Origin of the sequence: Amycolatopsis sp. cmx-8-4 (assembly GCF_046548675.1) — a bacterium.
GTDB lineage: Bacteria > Actinomycetota > Actinomycetes > Mycobacteriales > Pseudonocardiaceae > Amycolatopsis.
In genome coordinates this window covers 22,098-42,900 of sequence record NZ_JAEBDZ010000015.1, presented here as the reverse complement: position 1 = coordinate 42,900, position 20,803 = coordinate 22,098, and the positions used below count along the sequence as shown (strand labels likewise).

Here is a 20,803-nt window from a genome sequence, read left to right as displayed (position 1 = left end):
GAGGACGTCGTGCCCGCACTGCCCGGACTCCGGCGGTACCTGGTTCTGCTGACCTCGCTCGGCGTGCTTTCGGCGTTCGCGGTGGTGATCCAGGCCGAAGGTCTCGCCACACTGCTCACCGGCGGTGGCTTCTCGTTCGCCTTGGTTTTCGCGATTGCCTGTCGTGCATCGCTTTCCCTGTTCGGTGATGTCCTCAGTGGACGGTTTGCGTCCTCGGTCAAGGCGGGCCTGCGGCGTCGGCTGCTCGGCTCGTCGTCCGACCGGGCGGGCGTCGTCGCGACGCAGGTGACGCGCGGTGTCGACGCCACCGACAGCTACCTGACCGGGTACCTGCCGACGCTCGTCGTGTCGGTGGTGGTGCCGGTCGCGGTGATCGTCCGGCTGTTCACGACGGACCTGACGTCGGCACTGGTCGTGACGGCGACCCTGCCGCTGATCCCGGTGTTCGCGATCCTGGTCGGGAAGCACACGTCGGCGCACACGCAGTGGGACCTGCTCAAGAAGCTGGGCGGGCACTTCCTCGATGTCGTCCGCGGGCTCGGGACGCTGAAGGTGTTCGGGCGGGCGGAGGCGCAGGCGCGCACGGTCCGCGCGATGGCGGACGCGCACGCGGACGCGACGCTGAAGACGTTGCGGGTGGCGTTCCTGTCGGCGCTGGTGCTGGAGCTGGTCGCGACGCTGTCGGTGGCGCTGGTCGCGGTCCCGATCGGCTTCCGGCTCCTGGACGGCGGCCTGGACGCGCGGACGGCGCTCTTGGTGCTGATCCTGGCACCGGAGGCGTACCTGCCGCTGCGGGCGGCGGGCGCGAAGTTCCACGCGGCGGCGGAGGGGTTGACGGCGTTGCGGGAAGCGCTTGCGGTGCCGGTGGTTTCTCTTCGCGCTGGGGCGGTGGTGCGACGCCGGGGTGCGCCTTCGCTGGTCTTCGAGCGGGTGTCCGTCGCTTTCGACGGCGTTCTCGCTCTGTCCGATGTGGACCTTCACGTGCCCGCTGGTTCGCGGCTGGCGCTGGTCGGGCCGAGCGGATCCGGGAAGAGCACGTTGCTGGCGGTGCTGCTGGGGTTCGTGGCGCCGACATCGGGCCGGGTCCTGGCGGACGGGGTGGACGTGCGCGCGCTGGATCCTTCCGGCTGGCTGGCGGACATCGCGTGGGTCCCGCAGCGGCCGACGTTGTTCCGAGGTTCGCTGGCTTCGAACATCGGACTGGGCCTCGCTGAGCCTGACGTCTCCGGCGCGGCCCGCGCGGCGGCGTTGGACCAGGTGGCGGCGGGGTTGCCCCACGGCTACGCCACGCAGGTGGGCGAGCTGGGCGAGGGCTTGTCGGCCGGGCAGCGGCAGCGAGTGGGGCTGGCCCGGGCCCTGGCCCGGACGTCGGCGGGGCTGGTGCTGCTGGACGAGCCGACGGCCCGCTTGGACTCCCGCACGGAGGCGACGGTGCTGTCGGCGACCCGGCGGCTGCTGCCTTCGCGGACGGCGGTGCTGGTCGCGCACCGGCCGGCGATGGTCGCACTGGCGGACCGGGTGGTCGAGCTGCGTGACGGCCGGGTGGCGGCGTGACGTTGTCAAGTCCGGCATCCACAGGCGAGCAGTTGTCCACAGATTCGCGCGCGACCCGTTTTTGCGGGCCAGGGGCGATAGGCTGGGTTCGGGGACGCCCCCCGGGACGGGTGGGGGCTGTCTCGGGACTGTGGGCCGTGTCCACAAAGGACGTTCTCCGGCTCGCCCGGGCCGCGCTGCTCGCCGCCGGGGCCGAGCTGGCCGCCCTCGCGCTCATGGCCACCGCCGCCTGGTTGCTTCTTCGTGCCGCCGAGCGGCCGCCGCTTGCTGCGCTCACCGTGGCCGTCACCGCCGTGCGGACTCTTGCTCTCCTGCGCGGTGGCTTGCGGTACGCCGAACGGCTCGCCGGGCACGAGGTCGTCCTGCGGTGGCTCGGCTCGCTGCGCACCCGCGTCTACCAAGCCCTCGCGCCCGGCTCGCGGTATTCCGGCGGGGACCTCCTCACCCGGCTCGTGTCCGATGTGGACGCTCTGCAGGACGCCGTCCTGCGGTGGTTGCTGCCCGCTGTCGTCGCCGGGATCGTCGGGCTCGTCGCCGTCGGGGTGGTGGCGACGGCGTCCGTGGGGGCCGCGGGAGCGCTGGCCGCGGGGCTCGTCGTCGCCGGTGGGGTGCTGCCTTGGCTGGCGATCCGGGTCACCGCGGCGCGAGCGGTCGAAAACGCGCCGAAACGAGCGGAACTCGCCGAACGCGCCGTCGAACTCGTCACCGGGTATCGGGAACTCGTCGCCGCCGGGGCCCTGGCCGACAAGCGGGACGCCGCGCACGACGTCGTCGAGCAGCTCAGGGAACCGGCCGCGAAGACCGCTCTGCTCGGCGCCGCGGGAATCCTCGTCCAGCTCGTGACCACGATCGCCGTCTGCGTTCTCTGCGACGCCTCCATTCCGTGGACCGCCGCTCTCACCCTCGGCGCCATGACGACGTTCGAGGTCGTCCTCCCGCTGATCACCGCCGCTCGCCGGGTTCCGGAGATCCGCGCGTCGGCGGCTCGCGTGACGGCCGTGCTCGCCACGCCGCCGGCCACCCCGGGCACCCGCACCGTCCAAGAAGGACACTTCAGGCTCGAACGAGCCGGCCTTCGCTACCCGGGACGCGCGCCCGCGCTGCTGGACGTCGACCTCGACCTCGCGCCCGGCAAGCGCGTCGGGATCCTCGGGCCCAGCGGTGCCGGGAAGACCACCCTCCTGCGCCTGCTCCTCGGCCTGGAAACCCCGACCTCCGGCCGCGCCACCCTCGACGGCCACCCGCTCGCCGAGTACGCCGACCTGGCGAAGACCGTCTCCGGGGCGCTCGCCGACGCGCACGTCTTCCACACCACCGTCCGCGAGAACCTCCTGCTCGCGAAGCCCGGCGCGACCGACGACGAGCTGCGCGAAGCCTGCGAAACCGCCGGCTTCGACCTGGCCCTCGACCGCGACACCGGCCCGGACGGCGACGCGCTCTCCGGCGGTCAGCGGCAACGGCTAATCCTGGCCCGCGCGGTCCTGGCGGCGCCCCGGGTCCTGGTGCTCGACGAGCCGGTCGACGGCCTCGACCCCGCGCACGGCGACGCCGTCCTCACCCGCGTCCTCGAGCGCACGCGGGGCAGCGTCGTCCTCGTGACGCACCGGCCCGGGCACCTCGACGGCTTCGACCAGGTCCTCACCCTCGAGGACGGGCGAGCACTCCCCGGACGGCCGTGACCGACCCGACGGTCCGGCGCCGGTAGCACAACGGAAACCGTCCGGTCACCCTTCGCGATCAAGATGTCCTCGTACGCCGCTCGAACCAACTCACGAGTAGCGATCGTGCCATGCTGGAGGCACCGCATCCGAGGAGGAGGACCACTTGATCGCGCAGCTTGTCCGCTTCGTGCTGGGCCCGCTGGCCAGGGCGCTCTACCGGCCGGAGGTGCGTGGCGTGGAGAACGTGCCCGCCACCGGCCCGGTGCTCCTGGCAGCCAACCACCGGGCCGCGCTCGACACCGGCGTGATCACCTTCGCGACGCCGCGGCAGGTCAAGTTCCTCGGCAAGGCCGAGTACTTCGTCGGCAAGACGATCAAGGGCCGGCTGATGGCGGGGCTCCTCGGCGGCCTCGGGTACGTCCCGGTCGAGCGCGGCAACGCCCAGGCCGGCCTCGCCGCGCTCGAAGCGGCGCGCAAGGTGCTCGACGCGGGTGGCGTCTTCGCGATCTACCCCGAGGGCACGCGCTCGCTGGACGGCCGGCTGCACCGCGGCCACACGGGCGTCGGCGCGCTGGCCCTGGCGACGGGCGCGAAGGTGGTGCCGGTCGCGCTGACCGGCACCGAGAACCTCCAGCCCGAGGGCGCGCGCGTCCCCCGCCTGGCCAAGATCGGCATCACGTTCGGCAAGCCCCTCGACTTCTCCCGCTACGAAGGCCAGGACTACGCGCCGGCGATCCGCCGCTCGGTCACCGACGAGGTGATGTACGCGATCCTGGAACTGTCGGGCCAGGAGTACGTGGACACCTACCACAAGCGGCCCAGCGAAGGCGCCGCCTGAGTCACCAGGGCGCCGGGCCCTCTTCGTCGACGAAGGTGCCTGTGGGGCCGTCCTTCGGGATCGTCGCCATCAGGACCGCCGACTCCGCGCCCTGCGCCGCCGTCCGGGGGCCCGAGTGGCGGTTCAGGTCCGTCGCGCAGTGGCCGGGGCAGACGGCGTTGACCAGGATCCCTTCCGGGCGCAGGTCCCTGGCGTACTGCAGCGTCAACGACGTCAGGGCGGTCTTCGACGGCGTGTACCCCGCCGAGATCGGGAGTTCGCTGGCCGGGTCGGCGTTGCGGGCCAGCGACGCGCCGCTGCTGGAGACGTTGACGATGCGCGGTGCGGCCGACCGGCGCAGCAGCGGCAGCAGGGCGTTCGTCACGCTGACGACGCCGAAGAGGTTCGTCTCGAAGATCGCGCGCAGGACGTCGAGGTCGGCCGTGCTGGGGCGCTGGCTCGCCAGGTCGGAGCCCGCCGGTACGGCGACGGCCGCGTTGTTGACCAGGACGTCGAGCCGGCCGTAGCGGGCGTCGATCGCGGCCGCGGCCGCGGCGACCGAAGCCGGGTCGGTCACGTCGAGCACCACCGACGAGCCGCCGATCTCCGCGGCCGCCTGCTCGCCGAGAGCGGCGCTGCGGGCGCCGACGACGACGGTGTGCCCGAGTGCGGCGAGCCTGTCGGCGATCTCGCGGCCGATGCCCTTGTTCGCGCCGGTGACCAGAGTGATTTCGTTCATGACCCCAGCACACCAGCGCGCGGCCGCTTCGAGCCAACACCGGATTCGCATCGGCCGATACCCTGCGGGTATGCAGCAACCGGAAACGCGGGAGCTCGCCTACTTCGTGGCCGTCGCCGAGGAACGGCACTTCGGCCGCGCGGCCCAGCGGCTCGGCATGGCGCAGCCGCCGCTGTCGCGCGCCATCCAGCAGCTCGAACGGCGGCTGGGCGTGACGCTGCTGGAACGCACCAGCCGCGGGGTGACGCTGACCGCCGCCGGCGCGGTTTTCCTTGTGGAGAGCCACAAAGCGCTCGACGCCGTCGCCGCCGCGGTGCGCCGGGCGCAGCGGGCCGGCGAGGCCGTCCCGAAGCTGCTCGTGGCGACGAAACCCGACGGTGACGCCGGCCTGCTCGAGCGGATCCTGCCCCGGTACCGGCAGGACCCGGACGCCGTCGAGGTCGAGGTGGTCGTCTGCGGGATCGGCGAGCAGACGCCGATGCTGCGCGACGGGCGCGTCGACCTCGCGTTCGTGCACCCGGCGCACGACGACCTCGCCGGGTTCGACACCGAGCTGCTGCTGACCCAGGACCAGGTGGCGGTCCTGCACCGCCGCCACCGGCTGGCCTGTCGCAGCGCCCTGGTGCTCGCCGACCTCGACGGCGAGCCGTTCCCCCGCTGGCCGGGGACGGACAAGACGACGAGCGGCCCCGAGGTGCGGGACTCCGGGCAGCTGATGCAGCTGATCGCGCTGGGCCAGGCGGTCGCCGTGCTCCCGGCGTCGGTCCGGCGGCACGCCTGGGCGGACGTCGTGTGCGTGCCGGTGCTCGACGCGCCGCAGAGCTCGATCATGCTGGCCTGGCCCGACCGGACGCGGTCGCGGGCCGTGGCCGCGTTCGTCCGGGCGAGCACCGAAGCCGTGAGCGCTCAGATTCCGGGCGGTCCCGCGGCCCACTTCGGTGGGGCCGGCGGTTCGTAGGTCGCGAACTTGTCGAGCAGCACGGCCGGGTCCGGGTCGGTCAGCAGCAGCTGGCGGTAGTCCGCCTTGACGAACCCTTCCGTCACCATGTGGTCGGCGAAGGTGAGCAGCGGGGCGTAGTAGCCGTCGACGTCGACCAGGCCGATCGGCTTGCCGTGCAGGCCGAGCTGGGCCCACGTCCAGACCTCGAACAGCTCCTCCAGCGTCCCGGCGCCGCCGGGCAGGGCGAGGAAGCCGTCCGACAGGGCCGCCATCTTGGCCTTGCGCTTGTGCATGTCCTTCACGACGTGCAGTTCCGAGAGCCCCGCGTGCGAGATCTCGACGCTCGAGAGCGCCTCCGGGATCACGCCGATCACCTCGCCGCCCGCGGCGAGCGCCGCGTCGGCGACCACGCCCATGGTGCCGACGCTCGCGCCGCCGTAGACCAGCCCGATGCCGCGCTGGGCCAGCAGCTTGCCGAGCGCCGCCGCCTGCTCGGCGTAGCGCGGCGAGAAGCCCATCGACGACCCGCAGAAGACACAGATCCGGCTCATCAGTGGGTGTCCTCCCATGCCTGGTAGGAGTTCTGCACCACGCTGACGGCGTCGTCGATGTCGTCGGTGACGTGCAGCAGGTTCAGATCGTGCGCGCTGACCTTGCCCTCGGCCTGCACGGTCTTGGCGATCCAGTCGTAGAGCCCGCCCCAGTACTCGCTGCCGAACAGCACGACCGGGAACTTCGTGACCTTCTTCGTCTGCACCAGCGTCAGCGCCTCGAACAGCTCGTCGAGCGTGCCGAAGCCGCCGGGCAGGCAGATGAAGGCCTGCGAATACTTGATGAACATCGTCTTGCGGGCGAAGAAGTAGCGGAAGTTGACGCCGAGGTCGACCCACGGGTTCAGGCCCTGCTCGAACGGCAGCTCGATGCCGAGCCCGACGGAGAAGCCGCCGGCCTCGGCCGCGCCGCGGTTGACGGCCTCCATCGCGCCCGGGCCGCCGCCGGTCATCACGGCGAACCCGGCGTTGGCCAGCGCGGCGCCGATCTTGCGGCCGAGCTCGTACTCCGGGTGGTCGCGCTTGGTGCGCGCCGAGCCGAACACCGTGACCGCGCGCGGGACCTCGGCGAGCGCGCCGAAACCCTCGACGAACTCGGCCTGGATCCGCAGCACGCGCCACGGGTCGGTGTGCACCCAGTCGCTGGGCCCGCGCGAGTCGAGCAGCCGCTGGTCGGTCGTGCTGCCCTGGTCACGGCGGTCGCCGCGCAGGACCACGGGGCCCTTCTGGCGCTCGACCGGACGCTCGGGGTACTGGCCGTCGGGGAATTCAGACTGTTCGCTCACTTCCCCATGCTACGACCTCCCCGCCAGTGAAAATGCGAGCGGCGCCGTGGAGGCGAAGTCGATGACCGGCTCGTTACTGGGCCGTGAACTCAGGTCGTCGGCGTGGCGGGATCCCTGGCCGTCGAAGGATTCATCCGGACGAGTGCATTCCTTCGGGCCCGCGGGGAACGGCAGATCCGCGCCGTCGGGTCCATTCACGACCGCGCACTTTCGAAGGTCCGGTGAGGTCACCGCCGCCCCGGCGCTCCAAAGTGGACAGTTGCGGCCGGACGCGTCGACGTCGGCACCGGCCTGGTCGACGCGGGTGCCGACGTCCCGGCCGGCCCGGTCCGACGAGATGTCCGTTTCCGCGCTGTCCACGGCGATGACCTACCGTGGGACGATGACCAGGGCCCCCGCCGAACCGCTCGGCACGCGGATCCGGCGGCTGCGTGCCGACCGCGGCTGGACGCAGCGCGAGCTGGCCGAGCCCGGGTACGACCGGGGTTTCCTGGCGAAGGTCGAGACCGGCAGCCGGCCGCCGTCGGAGGAGATGCTGGCCTACCTCGCGCGGCGGCTCGGCCTGACCGTCGACGAGCTGCGGTTCGGGCGGCCCCCGGGCGTCGCCGCGGACCTGCGGGACGCGCTGGACGAGGGCTACCGGGACCTGGAGCAGGGCCGCGTCGCTCTCGCGGAGGCGCGCTTCGCTTCGGTCGGCCAGCAGGCCGCGGGCTACCACCTCGCCGACGTCGAGTGCTACGCGCGGTTCTGCCAGGCCGAGGTGAAGTGGCAGCTGTTCGACGTCGAGGGCGCGCAGGCGGCGCTGGAGCACGCCGAGGAGCTGGCGGCCGCGGCGCCGCCGTGGCTGCGGGCGATGATCGTGCACCGCTGGTCCGGCTGCCGCTACCTGACCGGCGACGCCGGCGCGGCGATCGCCCGCGTCGAGGAGGCTCTCGGCGTTCTGGCGGGCGACCCGGACGCCGAGTTGTGCCTGCTCAGCGCGTTGATCCACCCGCTGATGGAGATGGGCGGCCTGCACCGGGCGCGCCGGGCGGCGCTGGACGGACGTCGGCTGATCCGGTCGGCCACGCGGCCGGACTTCGTGGCGCGGTTCCACCGGCAGGCGTCGCAGGTGTGGCAAGCGATCGGCGAGGCCGACCGGGCGGAGCAGGACCTGATCGAGGCGTCGCGGCTGTTCGCGTCGGTCGGCTTCGACCGCGACGCGGCCCGCTGCCGCTGGGCCCGCGGCTACCTGCTGCGCCGTCTGGGCCGGCTGGCGGAGGCGCGCGCGGAGCTGACGGCGGCCCGCGACCAGCTCGCGGCGATCGGTTCGGAGGAGGGCGTCGCGGGCGCGACGATCGAGCTGGCCGAGGTCCGGCTGCGCCAGGGCGCGCTCGCCGAGGCGTCGTCGCTGGTCGATGCGGTGCTTCCGCTGCTCACCCAGGACGTCGAGACGCTCGGCGAGGCGACGGGCCTGCTGGGCCAGATCGCCCAGGCCCAAGGCGACCTGCCCGCCGCCACCCGCCTCCTCCGGGAGGCGCTGGAAATCCAGACCCGGGCGTCCCTGCACGCGGCGGCGGTTTCGACGTCCCTGCGGCTGGGAGACGTCCTACGACAACGTGGTCATCTCGACGACGCCATCGCGGCCTACCACCGCGGCCTCGACTCCGCCGAGGTAACCGACACCCCGACTTGACCGACCCTCCAGGAGCGACTTCCGCCCCTGATCACGCGAGTTACGACTCCCGTCACGCGAGTCCCGCGCCCGATCACGCGGATGGCGGCCCCGGTCACACGGCCCTCCCGAGTCCGGTCGACCGGCTTGGCGTGCTCCGGCACGGGTCTCACGTGATCAGGGCCGTAACTCGCGTGTCCGGGGACGGAACTCGCGTGATTGGGGGTCGACACGGCGAGTGGTGTGGACCACTGGGGGTGGCGGTCCGGGAATCCGGGCCGAAACGCAAGTTCCTACGAAAGTAAGTGAATTGGTTCAGACCAGTCGGTGATACCGGCCGTTGCCTGGGGATTTGCGCGGAACGGCGTGATCTTTCCCAGAGGGCACTGGGCCGTTCGGCCCATTGACCGGCAGGCCGGTGGAACCTTTACTCGGATGCGTCCGGCGCCATAACACCAGTTATTCCGGCGGACACATCGCGACCCGGCCGGGCGCACGGTCTCCCCGAGTCCCACCGGAAAGGTTCCCCATGAGATCCCCACGAGGGCTGGCGGCGATCGCCGGCCTGACCCTGACCTTTGCGCTGCCGGCGATCCCGGCCGCCGCGGCAACCGCTCAAGCCCCGGCCCAGAACCCCGAGGCGCTCGCCGCGGTCGCCGCCGACCAGGCCGCGCTCAACGGCGTCGACCAGCTGGCCAAGGGCCCGAGCGAAGCGTTCGTGCGCACCGGCGTCACCCCCGGTGGCGGCGGCCTCTTCTACGCCTCCTACCAGCGCACCTACCACGGCCTGCCGGTCGTCGGCGGGGACGCGGTCGTCGTCGCCGACGGGGCCGGGCGCGTCCGCGCGACCGACGCCGCCAAGACCGCGCCCATCAGCGTGTCCACCAAAGCCACGCTCGGCACCGACAAGGCGAGCAGCATCGCCAAGGCCAGGGTGTCCCGGGTGGACTCCACGAGCGCCCCGCAGCTGGTCGTGCTCGCCGGGGACGCCCCGAAGCTCGCCTACGAAGTCGTCGTCAGCGGCCACAACGCGGCCACGCCCACCCGCCTCCACGTCTTCGTCGACGCGGCCACCGGCGCGGTCCTCGACTCCCGTGACGACGTCCGCACCCTCGCCGGTCCGGGCAAGGGCGCGACGACGAACACGGCGGCCGTCGCGGGCACCGGCAACTCCTACTACGCCGGCCAGGTCTCGATCGACACGTCCGGCTCCGGCAGCTCCTACTCGATGACCGACCCGGGCCGCCGCGGCATCGCCTGCGGCCGCGAGGGCGGCGCGATCTTCACGAAGAGCACCAACAGCTGGGGCAACGGCTCCGGCACCGACCTCGAAACCGGCTGCGTCGACACGCTCTACAGCGTGCAGTCCGAGTGGAAGATGCTGGGCGACTGGCTCGGCCGCAACGGCATCGACGGGGCCGGCGGCGGCTTCCGCGCGAGCGTCGGCCTCAACGACGTCAACGCCTACTGGGACGGCTCCTCGACGCACTTCGGGCACTCCCAGGACAACCAGCGCCAGGCCACGCCGATGGACGTCGTGGGCCACGAGTTCGGCCACGCGGTCTTCCAGACCACGCCGGGCGGTGCCGGTTCGGGCAACGAGAACGGCGGCATGAACGAGTCGACCGGCGACATCTTCGGCGCGCTCACCGAGGCCTACGCCAACAACCCGAAGGACACGCCGGACTTCGTCGTCGGCGAGGGCGTGAACCTCGTCGGCCAGGGCCCGATCCGCTACATGTACAACCCGTCGCTGGTCGGCGACCCGAACTGCTACTCGTCCTCGATCCCCAGCACCGAGGTGCACGCCGCCGCGGGCCCGCAGAACCACTGGTTCTACCTGCTCTCCCAGGGCAGCAACGCGTCCCCGGCGAGCCCGACGTGCAACGGCTCCAGCATCACCGGCATCGGCATCCAGAAGGCCGGCAAGATCTTCTACAACGCACTCCTGAAGAAGACGTCCTCCTGGAACCACAAGGCCGCCCGCAAGGCGACCCTCGAAGCCGCGATCGCGCTGTACCCGGGCAGCTGCACCGAGTTCAACGCCACCAAGGCCGCCTGGGACGCCGTCTCCGTCACCGCCGCCAGCGGTGAGCCGACCTGCACCGGCACCCCGCCGGCCGGCAACGACTACTCGCTGACGCTGTCGCCGACGTCGGCGTCCGTCCAACCCGGACAGTCCGCGTCGACCACGGTGACCACCCGGGTCACCGCGGGCAGTGCGCAGACCGTGCAGCTGCAGGCCACCGGCCTCCCGGACGGCGCCAAAGCGACGTTCAGCCCGGCGAGCGTCCAGTCCGGCGGCACGGCGACGCTGACCATCACCACCGCGGCCACCACCCCGAACGGCACCAGCCAGGTGACGGTCACCGGTGACGGCACCGACGCCGACCACACCGCGCAGTTCTCGCTCACGGTCGGCACCGGCACCCCGCCGACCGGCTGCTCCGGCCTCGCCGAGTGGGACTCCGCGAAGGCGTACGTGCCCAACGACGTCGTGGGCCACAACAGTCACAAGTGGACGTCCACCTGGTACTCGACCGGGGCCGAGCCGGGCGCGCCCGGGTCGTGGGCCGTCTGGAGCGACGCCGGCGCCTGCTGATACCCGCCGCGCGGCGGCGGGTGACTCCCCCGCCGCCGCGCGGCTTCCGGGCATATCCTGTACCAGTGGAAAGGCGAACCGCGTGAGCGTGAGCGGCGAGACCGTCGGCGAGCGCCTGCGTGAACTGCGCACCGAGCGCGGGCTCACCCAGCGGCAGCTCGCCGGACCGCAGTACTCCGCGGCGTACGTCTCGTCGGTCGAGACGGGCGCGCGAACACCGTCGGGTGACGCGCTGCGGTTCTTCGCACAGCAGCTCGGGATCGAGCCCGACGAGCTCCTCGGCGGCAGCTCCCCGCGTGAGCTGCTCGAGCTGGACATCGAGCTCATCGAGACGGCGGAACGGTTCCTGCTCGGTGACGCCCGCCGCGCGACGCCGCGGATGCAGCGCCTCCGGCGGCGCGCCGAACGCCTCGAACGGCCGCGGCAGGAAGGCATCGCGCTGCTGTGGCTGGCCGGTTACTCCCGGGGCGAGGCGCGCACGAAGTACGTCGCGGAGGCCGAAACCGCGCTGGCGAGCGAGCCGCCGCCGGTGCGGGCGATGGTGGCGCCGCTGCGCGCGGCCGTGCTCAGCGACTGGGGCGAGGCGCAGTATTCGTTGCACCTGCTGGAAACCTGCCACGCGGAGCTGCTGCGCGACGGCTACCCGCAGCCGTCGATGCTGCTGACGTTGCGGGCCTGCCTGGCCGAGCGGCACCTGCGTCAGGGCGATCTGGAGCGGGCTTCGGAGTACGCCGACGCGGCGTTGCGCCTCACCCGGGGCGGGCCGGCGGTGCTGGCCGAGCTGACCCGCAGTCACGTCGAGGTGTGCCGCAGCCACCTGGCCGCGGACCGGTTCGCCGACGCGGCGGCGTCGATCGCCGCGGCCTACGACCTGATGCAGGAGCGGGCGCTGCACCCGGCGATGGCGCACTGTCTGCTGGCCAGGGCCCGGGTCCGCGGCCGCCGGGGTGACGTCGAGGGCGCGCTGGCCGACCTCGGCGCGGCGCGGGAGACGGCCTGGCCGGACGACGTCCCGGCGATCACGGTCGAGCTGGCCGGGGAGTACCTCGCGGCGGGCCGGCTGGAGACGGCGGCCGCGTTGCTGGACCAGATCCGCCCGGCCGTCGTGGCGGGCACGGCGCTGGCGGCGGAGCTGCGGCTGCAGCTGGGTTCCCTCGCGCGAGCGCGGGGTGACGAGCGGCGCGCGGCCGAAGACCTGCGGGCGGCGGTCGAACTGGCCACCGGGCTCGGGGCGCGCGGGGTGCTCGTGCGCGCGCTGCGTCCGCTCAGCGAACTCCTCGGCGAGACCGGCCGTCAGGAAGAAGCGGCCGACGTGCTGCGCAACGGCCTGATCGCGCTGGGCGCGGAAACCGACTGAGCACGATTCCTGAGCAATACTAACGATTCTCGGTGATCGACACCCATCCGGCGTTCGGATGGTGTCCGGGACAATCCCTACGAAAGTCGTTCCGGGGCACCCGCCGGGAAGAATCCCCAGTTGCAGGCGGGTTTGTACGAATTGACCCATGAATCCGGAACGCGCCGTTGGTCCGTTCGGCCCATTGACGCCCCCGGCCCCTGATCCTTTACTCGGATGCGTCCGGACGCATACCTGCAGTTAGGCCCCCGGACACGTTCCCCGTACCCCCTGATCCGGTCGCCCTGTTTTCGCGTGCCCGGGCGAACCGTCGTGCCTGCATGGAAGGAAACACCTCGATGACCCATCGTGGGTTCAGAACGGGCTTGGCGGCCGCCGCCGGGCTCGCCATGACGCTCGCTTTGCCGGTGACCCCGGCGAACGCGGCTCAGCAAGCACAACCCGCCGCTCCCGAAGCGGCGGCCGCCCGGGCCGCCGACCAGGCCGCCGCGAGCGGGCTCGACGCCCTCAAGCGCGGCCCGGCCGAGGCGTTCCGGCGCGTCGGCCTGACCGCCGGTGGCGGAGGCCTCTTCTACGGCGCCTACCAGCGGACCTACCAGGGCCTGCGGGTCGTGGGCGGGGACGCGGTGGTCGTGGCCGACGGCGCCGGGCGCGTCCGCGGCACCAGCGCGGCCGAGACCGCGGCGATCACCGTCGGGACCCAGGCCGGGCTCGACGCCGCGAAGGCCGCCGCCACCGCGCGCGCTCAACTGGCCACTGTGGACAGTGTGAGCACGCCGGAGAAGGTCGTGCTGGCCGGGGCGACGCCGAAGCTGGCCTACGAGGTCGTCGTCGCCGGGCGCACCGCGAGCGCGCCGAGCAACCTGCACGTGTTCGTCGACGCCGCCACCGGCGCGATCCTCGACAAGCGGGACGACGTCAAGACGTTCGCCTCCGGAGCCCGCACCCAGGCTCAGCCGGGCACGGTGAACGTCGCCGGCACCGGCAACAGCTACTACGTCGGCAACGTCTCGATCGACACCACGCAGTCCGGCAGCACCTACACGATGCGCGACCCGGGCCGCACCGGCATCAGCTGCGGCCGCGAGGGCGGCGCCGTCTACAGCGGCCCCGACAACGCGTGGGGCAACGGCACCGGCACGGACCTCGAAACCGGCTGCGTCGACGTCCTCTACAGCGTGCAGACCGAGTGGAAGATGCTCAGCGAGTGGCTGGGCCGCAACGGCATCAACGGCAGCGGCACCGGCTACCCGGCTTCGGTCGGCCTCGCCGACGTCAACGCCTACTGGAACGGCTCCTCGACCCACTTCGGGCACTCGCAGGACAACCAGCGCCAGGCCACCTCGATGGACGTCGTCGGCCACGAGTTCGGCCACGGCGTCTTCCAGTTCACCCCGGGCGGTGCCGGTTCCGGCAACGAGAACGGCGGGATGAACGAGTCGACCGGTGACATCTTCGGCGCGCTGACCGAGGCGTACGCCAACAACCCGAAGGACGTCCCGGACTACCAGGTCGGCGAGGGTGTCAACCTGGTCGGCCAGGGCCCGATCCGCTACATGTACCAGCCGTCGCTGGTCGGCGACCCGAACTGCTACTCGTCGTCGATCCCGAGCACCGAGGTGCACGCGGCGGCCGGCCCGCAGAACCACTGGTTCTACCTGCTCGCCGAGGGCTCCGCGCCCGGTGGCGGCAAGCCGAACAGCCCGACCTGCAACAGCTCCTCGGTCACCGGGCTCGGCATCCAGAAGGCCGGCAAGATCTTCTACAACGGCCTGCTGAAGAAGACGTCGTCGTGGAACCACAAGGCCGCCCGCAAGGCGACCCTCGAAGCCGCGATCGCGCTCTACCCGGGCAGCTGCACCGAGTTCAACGCCACCAAGACCGCCTGGGACGCCGTCTCCGTCACCGCCGCGACCGGTGAGCCGGCCTCGTGCACCGGCGGCGGGCCGGACTTCTCCGTCGCGCTGAACCCGGCTTCGGGTTCCGTGCAGCCGGGCGGCTCGGCCACCACGACCGTCAGCACCGCGATCACCTCCGGCGCGGCGCAGTCGATCACGCTGTCCGCGTCCGGCCTGCCCGCCGGCGCGACCGCGACGTTCAGCCCGGCCACCGTCCAGTCCGGCGGTTCCTCGACGCTGACCATCGCGACGACGTCGTCCACCCCGACCGGCAGCTTCCCGATCACCATCACCGCGGACGGGGCCAGCACCGACCACACGGCTTCGTTCTCGCTCACCGTCGGTACCACCGGGTCGTGCGCGCCGGTGACCAACGGGACCCAGCTGAACATCCCGGACTACCCGGGTGCCGCGGTCAGCAGCACGAACACCGTGGCCGGCTGCGCGCGCAACGCGTCCGCGACCACCAAGGTCGAGGTGCACATCACGCACACCTACAGCGGTGACCTGGTGCTCGACCTCGTCGCGCCGGACGGCTCCTCGTACCGGCTGAAGAGCTCCAGCTCCTCCTCGACGCCCAACATCAACACGACCTACACCGTCAACGCCTCTTCGGAGGTCGCGAACGGTGCGTGGAAGCTCCAGATCCGCGACGTCGGCCCGGCCGACACCGGTTACCTGTCCTCCTGGACGTTGACCGTCTAGTCCCAAGTCCGTGAAGGACTCCTTACCGGCTCTTATGGCCGGTAAGGAGTCCTTCACGGCGGTTCTCCCCCACCCCCACCGAAGGAACTCACCGTCATGAAATGGAAGACGAAGCTCGGCGCCGGGGTCACCGCCCTGGCCGCCGTGTTAGGGGTCGTGACAGCGCCCGCGGCTACCGCCGCGCCGGTCACCGCGCTCGCGGCGCCGGACATCTCGCTGGCCAACATCAAGACCCACCTCAACCAGCTGCAGACCATCGCGAACAACAACGGCGGCACGCGCTCCCCACGCGGCGCCGGGTACGCGGCTTCCGTGACCTACGTGGAAAACCTGCTGAAGAACGCCGGGTACACGACGACCCGGCAGACCTGCACCAGCTGCATCGGGCAGTCGCAGAACCTGATCGCGGAGTGGCCTCAGGGCGACGCGAGCCAGGTCATCATGCTCGGCGCGCACCTCGACAGCGTGAGCGCCGGGCCCGGCATCAACGACAACGGCTCCGGCAGCGCGTCGATCCTCGAGACCGCGCTGACGCTGGCCCGCACCAACCCGGCGATGGCCAAGCGCGTCCGCTTCGCCTGGTGGGCCGATGAGGAGTCCGGCCTGGTCGGCTCGAAGTACTACGTCAACAACCTGCCGAGCGCCGAGCGCACGAAGATCAAGACCTACCTCAACTTCGACATGATCGGCTCCAAGAACTGGGGCTACTTCGTCTACGACGACGTCGCTTCGGTCAAGGCGATCTTCGACGAGTACTTTTCCTCGATCGGCATCCAGACCGAGGGGGACAGCGAGGGTGACGGCCGGTCCGACCACGCGTCGTTCAAGAGCGCGGGCATCCCGGTCGGCGGCCTGGCCACCGGCGCCGGCGACATCAAGAGCTCGGCGCAGGCCCAGAAGTGGGGCGGCACCGCGGGTGCGGCGTTCGACAACTGCTACCACCGCGCGTGCGACACGACGTCGAACATCCCGGACGCGCCGCTGGAGAAGAACTCCGACGCCATCGGGTACGCGCTGTGGAAGCTGGCCGTCGCCGCGCCGCAGGGCAACGACTTCTCGGTGAGCCTGAACCCGACCGCCGGGACCGTCCAACCCGGACAGTCGCTCCAGGTCGCCGTGAGCACCACGACGACGTCCGGCTCGGCCCAGTCGATCGCGCTGACGGCGTCCGGCCTGCCCGCGGGCGCGACGGCGTCGTTCAGCCCGGCCACCGTGCAGTCGGGCGGCTCCTCGACGCTGACCATCGCGACCACGTCGAGCACCCCGACCGGGACGTTCCCGATCACCGTGACCGCCGACGGCGCGAGCGTCGACCACACGGCGGCGTTCTCGCTGGGTGTCGGCAGCACGTCGTCGTGCGCGCCGGTCACCAACGGGACCCAGCTGAACATCCCCGATTACCCGGGTGCCGCGGTGAGCAGCACCGCGACCGTCGGCGGCTGCGCGCGCAACGCGTCCGGCACCACCAAGGTCGAGGTGCACATCACCCACACCTACCGCGGTGACCTGGTCATCGACCTGGTCGCGCCGGACGGTTCGTCGTACCGCCTGAAGAGCTCCAGCAGCGACTCGACGGCGAACCTCGACACCACCTACACCGTCAACGCCTCTTCGGAGGCCGCGAACGGCGCGTGGAAGCTGCAGCTGCGTGACGTCGGCCCGGCCGACACCGGTTACCTGTCCTCCTGGACGCTGACCGTCTGAGTGTTTCCGGGGCGCCCTCGCCGCGAGGGCGCCCCGGAGCGTAATTTGTCTAGACCACCCGATCGTAGGTAGTCAGCGGTTCCCGGCGGCACCTATCTTGAGCGGACACGCCGCGTTCGCTTCATCGAAGATGGGAGCCGGTATGTCCGGTCGGAGAACCCGCTTTTTCGGAACCCTTCTGGCGGCAGCGCTGGCTGTCCCGCTGCTCGTGTCGGCCCCCGCGCAGGGGGCGGTGCAGGCCGACACGTGCGCGGTGAAGTCGCGTCCCGCGGGCAAGGTCCTGCAAGGCTATTGGGAGAACTGGGACGGCGCCGCGAACGGCGTCCACCCCGGACTGGGCTGGGTGCCCATCACCGACAGCCGCATCGCGCAGCACGGCTACAACGTCATCAACGCCGCGTTCCCGGTGATCCGCTCCGACGGCACGGTGCTGTGGGAGAACGGGATGGACGCCGGCGTCAAGGTCTCCACGCCCGCCGAGATGTGCGCGGCCAAGGCCGCCGGCTCGACGCTCCTGATGTCCATCGGCGGCGCGGCGGCCGGGATCGACCTCTCGTCGTCGGCCGTCGCCGACAAGTTCGTCGCCACGATCGTGCCGATCCTGAAGGCGTACAACTTCGACGGCATAGACATCGACATCGAGACCGGTCTCACCGGCAACGGCAACATCAAGACGCTCTCGGCGTCGCAGTCGAACCTGATCCGCATCATCGACGGCGTGCTCGCGCAGATGCCGTCGAACTTCGGGCTGACGATGGCGCCGGAGACCGCTTACGTCACCGGCGGCAGCATCACGTACGGCTCGATCTGGGGCGCGTACCTGCCGATCGTCAAGAAGTACGCGGACAACGGCCGCCTGTGGTGGCTGAACATGCAGTACTACAACGGCTCGATGTACGGCTGCGCCGGCGACTCGTACCAGGCCGGGACCGTGCAGGGCTTCACCGCGCAGACCAACTGCCTCAACCAGGGCCTGGTCGTCCAGGGCACCACGATCAAGGTGCCCTACGACAAGCAGGTCCCGGGCCTGCCCGCGCAGCCCGGCGCGGGCGGCGGCTACATGTCGACGAGCCTGGTTTCCCAGGCGTGGCGCGCGATCCCGAGCCTGAAGGGCCTGATGACGTGGTCCCTGAACTGGGACGGCTCGAAGGCCTGGACGTTCGGCAACAACGTCAAGTCCCTGCAGGGCCGCTAGTCCAAAGCCGTGAAGGCCTCCTTACCGGCTCTTATGGCCGGTAAGGAGGCCTTCACGGCTTTACGAGTCGCCGGCGGGGATGGGGTCGTTGTACTCGCCCGACGGGCCGGCGTAGGAGCGGCCGTTCGGGAAGGGCCAGGGGTTCGGGACGCAGCCGTGCAGGCCGAGCGTCTGCTGCTCCATCACCGGCGCCGGCTTTCCCGTGCCGGGGCACAGTTCGTGGCCCTGGCCCAGCCGGTGCCCGGTCTCGTGCGTGACCATGTACTGGCGGTACAACGCGAGCGGGGCGCCGTAGTCCGGGACGGCGTTGGCCCAGCGGGCGACGTTGAGCACGACGTTGCTGCCGTTGCGGCACGACGTGTAGCCGTCCGCGGTGCCGCCGCAGAGCCGGTCGCGGCTGGCCGGGGTGGCCAGGTAGATCGTGAAGTCGGCGCTGTCGTCCGGGCCGACCTGCTGCAGCCGCCACTCGCCGCCGCCGGTCCAGCCGCGCGGGTCGCCGAGGATGGTCCGGATGTCCTTCGCGAACTCGGCGGGCCCGACGCCGTCGATGTCGGTCTCCAGCGCGATCCGGTACCGCATCAGCCGGCCTTGCGTCCCGGCCACCTGGTCGCTGCCCGGGGTGAACATCCACTGACCCGACCCGGTCTGCGGGAAGGTGATCAGGACGGTCTGCGCCTGGATCTGCGGTTGCGGCTGCTGCGCGGGTTGTTCGGCGGGCGGGGGCGGCACGGACGTCGCGTCCGCGATGGCCATGACCACGGGCCCGGCCGCGGGCGCCGCGACGGGCTGGCCTTCACAGGCGGTCACGGCACCGACGACCGCCAGGGCGAGCACGGCGACGGCCGCGGCTCGTCTCGCGGCGGTTTTCGGCATGGGTCCTCCCCAACAGGCGGTGTCACCAGTGGATACGGCTCGCACCGGGGAAAGGTTGCAAGCTCGCGCGACTGTAGAGCTTCACCGCAGTTCAGGGCCTTCGGGCGTGACCACGGCCACTACGCCCCAATGTGGCGTTGGGTGCGTCCAACGCACCCAATGTGGCGTTCGGTGCGTCCAACGCACCCAACGCCACATTGGGGCGCTTGAGTCCTCAGCCCAGGAACTTGCGCAGCACGTCGGCGACCTGGCGGATCTCCGCCGTGCGGACGTTCTCCTGCTGGGTGTGCGCCAGCGTCGGGTCGCCCGGGCCGAAGTTCACCGCCGGCATGCCCAGGGCCGCGAAGCGGGCGACGTCGGTCCAGCCCAGCTTCGCCGCCGCCTGGCCGCCCGCCGCCGCGACCAGCTCGGCCGCCGCCGGGGCGGACAGGCCCGGCAGCGCACCCGGCGAAAGGTCCACAACGGACAGTTCGAAGCCCGCGAAGACCTCGCGCAGGTGCTTCTCCGCCGCCGCCGGGTCGCGGTCCGGGGCGAAGCGGTGGTTCACCGTCAGGACGGCTTCGTCCGGCACGACGTTCCCGGCGACGCCGCCGCGGATCGCCGTCGCCTGCAGGCCCTCGCGGTAGGTCAGGCCGTCGATGTCGACGATGCGCGGCGTGTACCCGGCCAGCCGGCGCAGCGGCTCGGCGAGCGCGTGGATCGCGTTCTCCCCCATCCACGCCCGCGCCGTGTGCGCGCGGGTGCCGGTGAAGCGCAGCTCGACGCGCATGGTGCCCTGACAGCCGGCCTCGATGACGCCGTTGGACGGCTCGCCGACGATCGCCAGGTCCCCGGCCAGCCACTCCGGCAGCTCGCGCTCGATCCGGCCGAGGCCGTTCTTGACCGCTTCGATCTCTTCGTTGTCGTAGAAGACGAACGTGATGTCGTGCTTCGGCTCCGGGAGCGTCGCGGCGAGGTGCAGGAACACCGCGTCGCCGCTCTTCATGTCGACCGTGCCGAGGCCGTGCAGGGTCTCGTCGTCGCCGCTGCCCTCGCGCCGCGACGGCCGGTTGCCGTTCTCCGGCACGGTGTCCAGGTGCCCGGCGAGCACGACCCGCGACCCGCGGCCGAGGTGGGTCCGCGCCAGGACGGCGTCACCGTTGCGGACGACCTCGAGGTGCGGTGCCTGCTTCAGCAGCGCCTCCCGCACCAGCGTCGCGAGCTCGGCCTCGCTGCCGGAGACGCTGAAGACGTCCACCAGGGCGGCGGTGAGGTCGACGAGGTCGGCGTGCAGGTCAAGGCGCATGCCCGGCACGGTACCGGCAGGGCTACGGTGGGTGGGTGCGTAGGTTCCCGGTCGCTGTGGGCGGCGCGTTGCTGGTCCTCGTCCTGTCCGGCTGCGGCAACGAGGCCGGACCGACGCCGAAGCAGGGCGGCGCTCCCGGGCCGGACGCGCTCCCGACGAAGCTGGCCGCGCTGACCGCCGACCAGTGTTACGCCAGCCCGCGGACCCAGCTGCCGAAGGGCTGCGAGAAGTACGTCACGGAGCTCGGCAGCGTCCCCGGCTCGGCCCGCAAGCGCGCCGGCGACAAGGACCCGCAGCTGGTCACCGAGGCGGCCGGGCTCGAGCGGGCCGTCAGCACGTTCCGGAGCACCGGCTGCACCACGGTCGCGGACCCGGGCGGGCCCTGCACGCAGGCGCTGGTCGACATCGCCGCCGCCCTTTCGGGGCTGAAGAAGCAGGTCGACGCCCGGCCCACAGAGGGTTGACCCAGGTCACTCCACTACG

16 protein-coding genes are annotated in these 20,803 nt (G+C 71.8%); 11 read left to right on the top strand and 5 right to left on the bottom strand.

The genetic code is table 11. From position 1 onward, the window contains the following. Nucleotides 1–9: 9 nt before the first annotated feature. From cydD to ACLJQZ_RS28875, 3 genes are all read left to right on the top strand, one after another. Entirely contained in the window at nucleotides 10–1,554 is a 1,545-nt protein-coding gene (cydD, locus tag ACLJQZ_RS28885) for a thiol reductant ABC exporter subunit CydD (RefSeq protein ID WP_410623024.1), read from the top strand. Nucleotides 1,555–1,691: 137 nt separating this feature from the next. Next, on the top strand, nucleotides 1,692–3,233 hold the full coding sequence (cydC, locus tag ACLJQZ_RS28880) for a thiol reductant ABC exporter subunit CydC (protein ID WP_410623023.1): 1,542 nt from the start codon (nucleotides 1,692–1,694) through the stop codon (nucleotides 3,231–3,233). 145 nt (nucleotides 3,234–3,378) lie between these two features. After that, a complete protein-coding gene (locus ACLJQZ_RS28875) occupies nucleotides 3,379–4,053 on the top strand; it encodes a lysophospholipid acyltransferase family protein (RefSeq protein WP_410623022.1) in 675 nt (224 codons plus the stop codon). A gap of 1 nt (nucleotide 4,054) precedes the next feature. On the opposite strand, the gene ACLJQZ_RS28870 is transcribed toward ACLJQZ_RS28875, so the two are convergent. Beyond that, nucleotides 4,055–4,771 carry an SDR family NAD(P)-dependent oxidoreductase gene (locus ACLJQZ_RS28870; RefSeq protein ID WP_410623021.1) on the bottom strand — a complete coding sequence of 239 codons (717 nt, stop codon included), beginning with the start codon at nucleotides 4,769–4,771 and terminating at the stop codon, nucleotides 4,055–4,057. A gap of 70 nt (nucleotides 4,772–4,841) precedes the next feature. Between ACLJQZ_RS28870 and ACLJQZ_RS28865 the strand changes: the two genes are divergently transcribed. Next, complete coding sequence (locus ACLJQZ_RS28865) at nucleotides 4,842–5,729, top strand: LysR family transcriptional regulator (RefSeq protein ID WP_410623020.1); 888 nt, start codon at nucleotides 4,842–4,844, stop codon at nucleotides 5,727–5,729. Here ACLJQZ_RS28865 and ACLJQZ_RS28860 read toward each other — a convergent pair. After that, a complete protein-coding gene (locus ACLJQZ_RS28860) occupies nucleotides 5,678–6,262 on the bottom strand; it encodes a TIGR00730 family Rossman fold protein (protein WP_410623019.1) in 585 nt (194 codons plus the stop codon). The two genes, ACLJQZ_RS28865 and ACLJQZ_RS28860, sit on opposite strands and share 52 nt — an antisense overlap. Next, entirely contained in the window at nucleotides 6,262–7,047 is a 786-nt protein-coding gene (locus ACLJQZ_RS28855) for a TIGR00730 family Rossman fold protein (RefSeq protein ID WP_247061002.1), read from the bottom strand. Before ACLJQZ_RS28855 ends, ACLJQZ_RS28860 begins: the two co-directional genes overlap by 1 nt. A 382-nt stretch (nucleotides 7,048–7,429) precedes the next feature. Between ACLJQZ_RS28855 and ACLJQZ_RS28850 the strand changes: the two genes are divergently transcribed. From ACLJQZ_RS28850 to ACLJQZ_RS28825, 6 genes are all read left to right on the top strand, one after another. Continuing rightward, on the top strand, nucleotides 7,430–8,722 hold the full coding sequence (locus ACLJQZ_RS28850; protein WP_410623018.1) for a tetratricopeptide repeat protein: 1,293 nt from the start codon (nucleotides 7,430–7,432) through the stop codon (nucleotides 8,720–8,722). A gap of 508 nt (nucleotides 8,723–9,230) precedes the next feature. Continuing rightward, nucleotides 9,231–11,303, top strand: coding sequence for a M4 family metallopeptidase (locus ACLJQZ_RS28845; RefSeq protein ID WP_410623017.1), 2,073 nt, complete (start codon nucleotides 9,231–9,233; stop codon nucleotides 11,301–11,303). Nucleotides 11,304–11,385: 82 nt separating this feature from the next. After that, entirely contained in the window at nucleotides 11,386–12,660 is a 1,275-nt protein-coding gene (locus ACLJQZ_RS28840) for a helix-turn-helix domain-containing protein (protein ID WP_410623016.1), read from the top strand. Nucleotides 12,661–12,998: 338 nt separating this feature from the next. Further along, nucleotides 12,999–15,263 carry a M4 family metallopeptidase gene (locus ACLJQZ_RS28835; protein ID WP_410623015.1) on the top strand — a complete coding sequence of 755 codons (2,265 nt, stop codon included), beginning with the start codon at nucleotides 12,999–13,001 and terminating at the stop codon, nucleotides 15,261–15,263. 96 nt (nucleotides 15,264–15,359) lie between these two features. Then, nucleotides 15,360–16,967 carry a M28 family peptidase gene (locus tag ACLJQZ_RS28830; protein WP_410623014.1) on the top strand — a complete coding sequence of 536 codons (1,608 nt, stop codon included), beginning with the start codon at nucleotides 15,360–15,362 and terminating at the stop codon, nucleotides 16,965–16,967. Between the two features lie 142 nt (nucleotides 16,968–17,109). Continuing rightward, nucleotides 17,110–18,162 carry a chitinase gene (locus tag ACLJQZ_RS28825; protein WP_410623013.1) on the top strand — a complete coding sequence of 351 codons (1,053 nt, stop codon included), beginning with the start codon at nucleotides 17,110–17,112 and terminating at the stop codon, nucleotides 18,160–18,162. A 60-nt stretch (nucleotides 18,163–18,222) separates the two neighbouring features. Here the strand turns inward: ACLJQZ_RS28825 and ACLJQZ_RS28820 are convergent, their stop codons facing one another. Continuing rightward, nucleotides 18,223–19,035 (bottom strand): DUF3152 domain-containing protein, encoded by an 813-nt coding sequence (locus ACLJQZ_RS28820; RefSeq protein ID WP_410623012.1) that lies wholly within the window; start codon nucleotides 19,033–19,035, stop codon nucleotides 18,223–18,225. A gap of 214 nt (nucleotides 19,036–19,249) precedes the next feature. Beyond that, nucleotides 19,250–20,320, bottom strand: coding sequence for a succinyl-diaminopimelate desuccinylase (dapE, locus tag ACLJQZ_RS28815; RefSeq protein ID WP_410623011.1), 1,071 nt, complete (start codon nucleotides 20,318–20,320; stop codon nucleotides 19,250–19,252). 56 nt (nucleotides 20,321–20,376) lie between these two features. Between dapE and ACLJQZ_RS28810 the strand changes: the two genes are divergently transcribed. Then, nucleotides 20,377–20,784: a hypothetical protein gene (locus ACLJQZ_RS28810; RefSeq protein WP_410623167.1), complete on the top strand. Its 408-nt coding sequence runs from the start codon at nucleotides 20,377–20,379 to the stop codon at nucleotides 20,782–20,784. Nucleotides 20,785–20,803 lie beyond the last annotated feature (19 nt).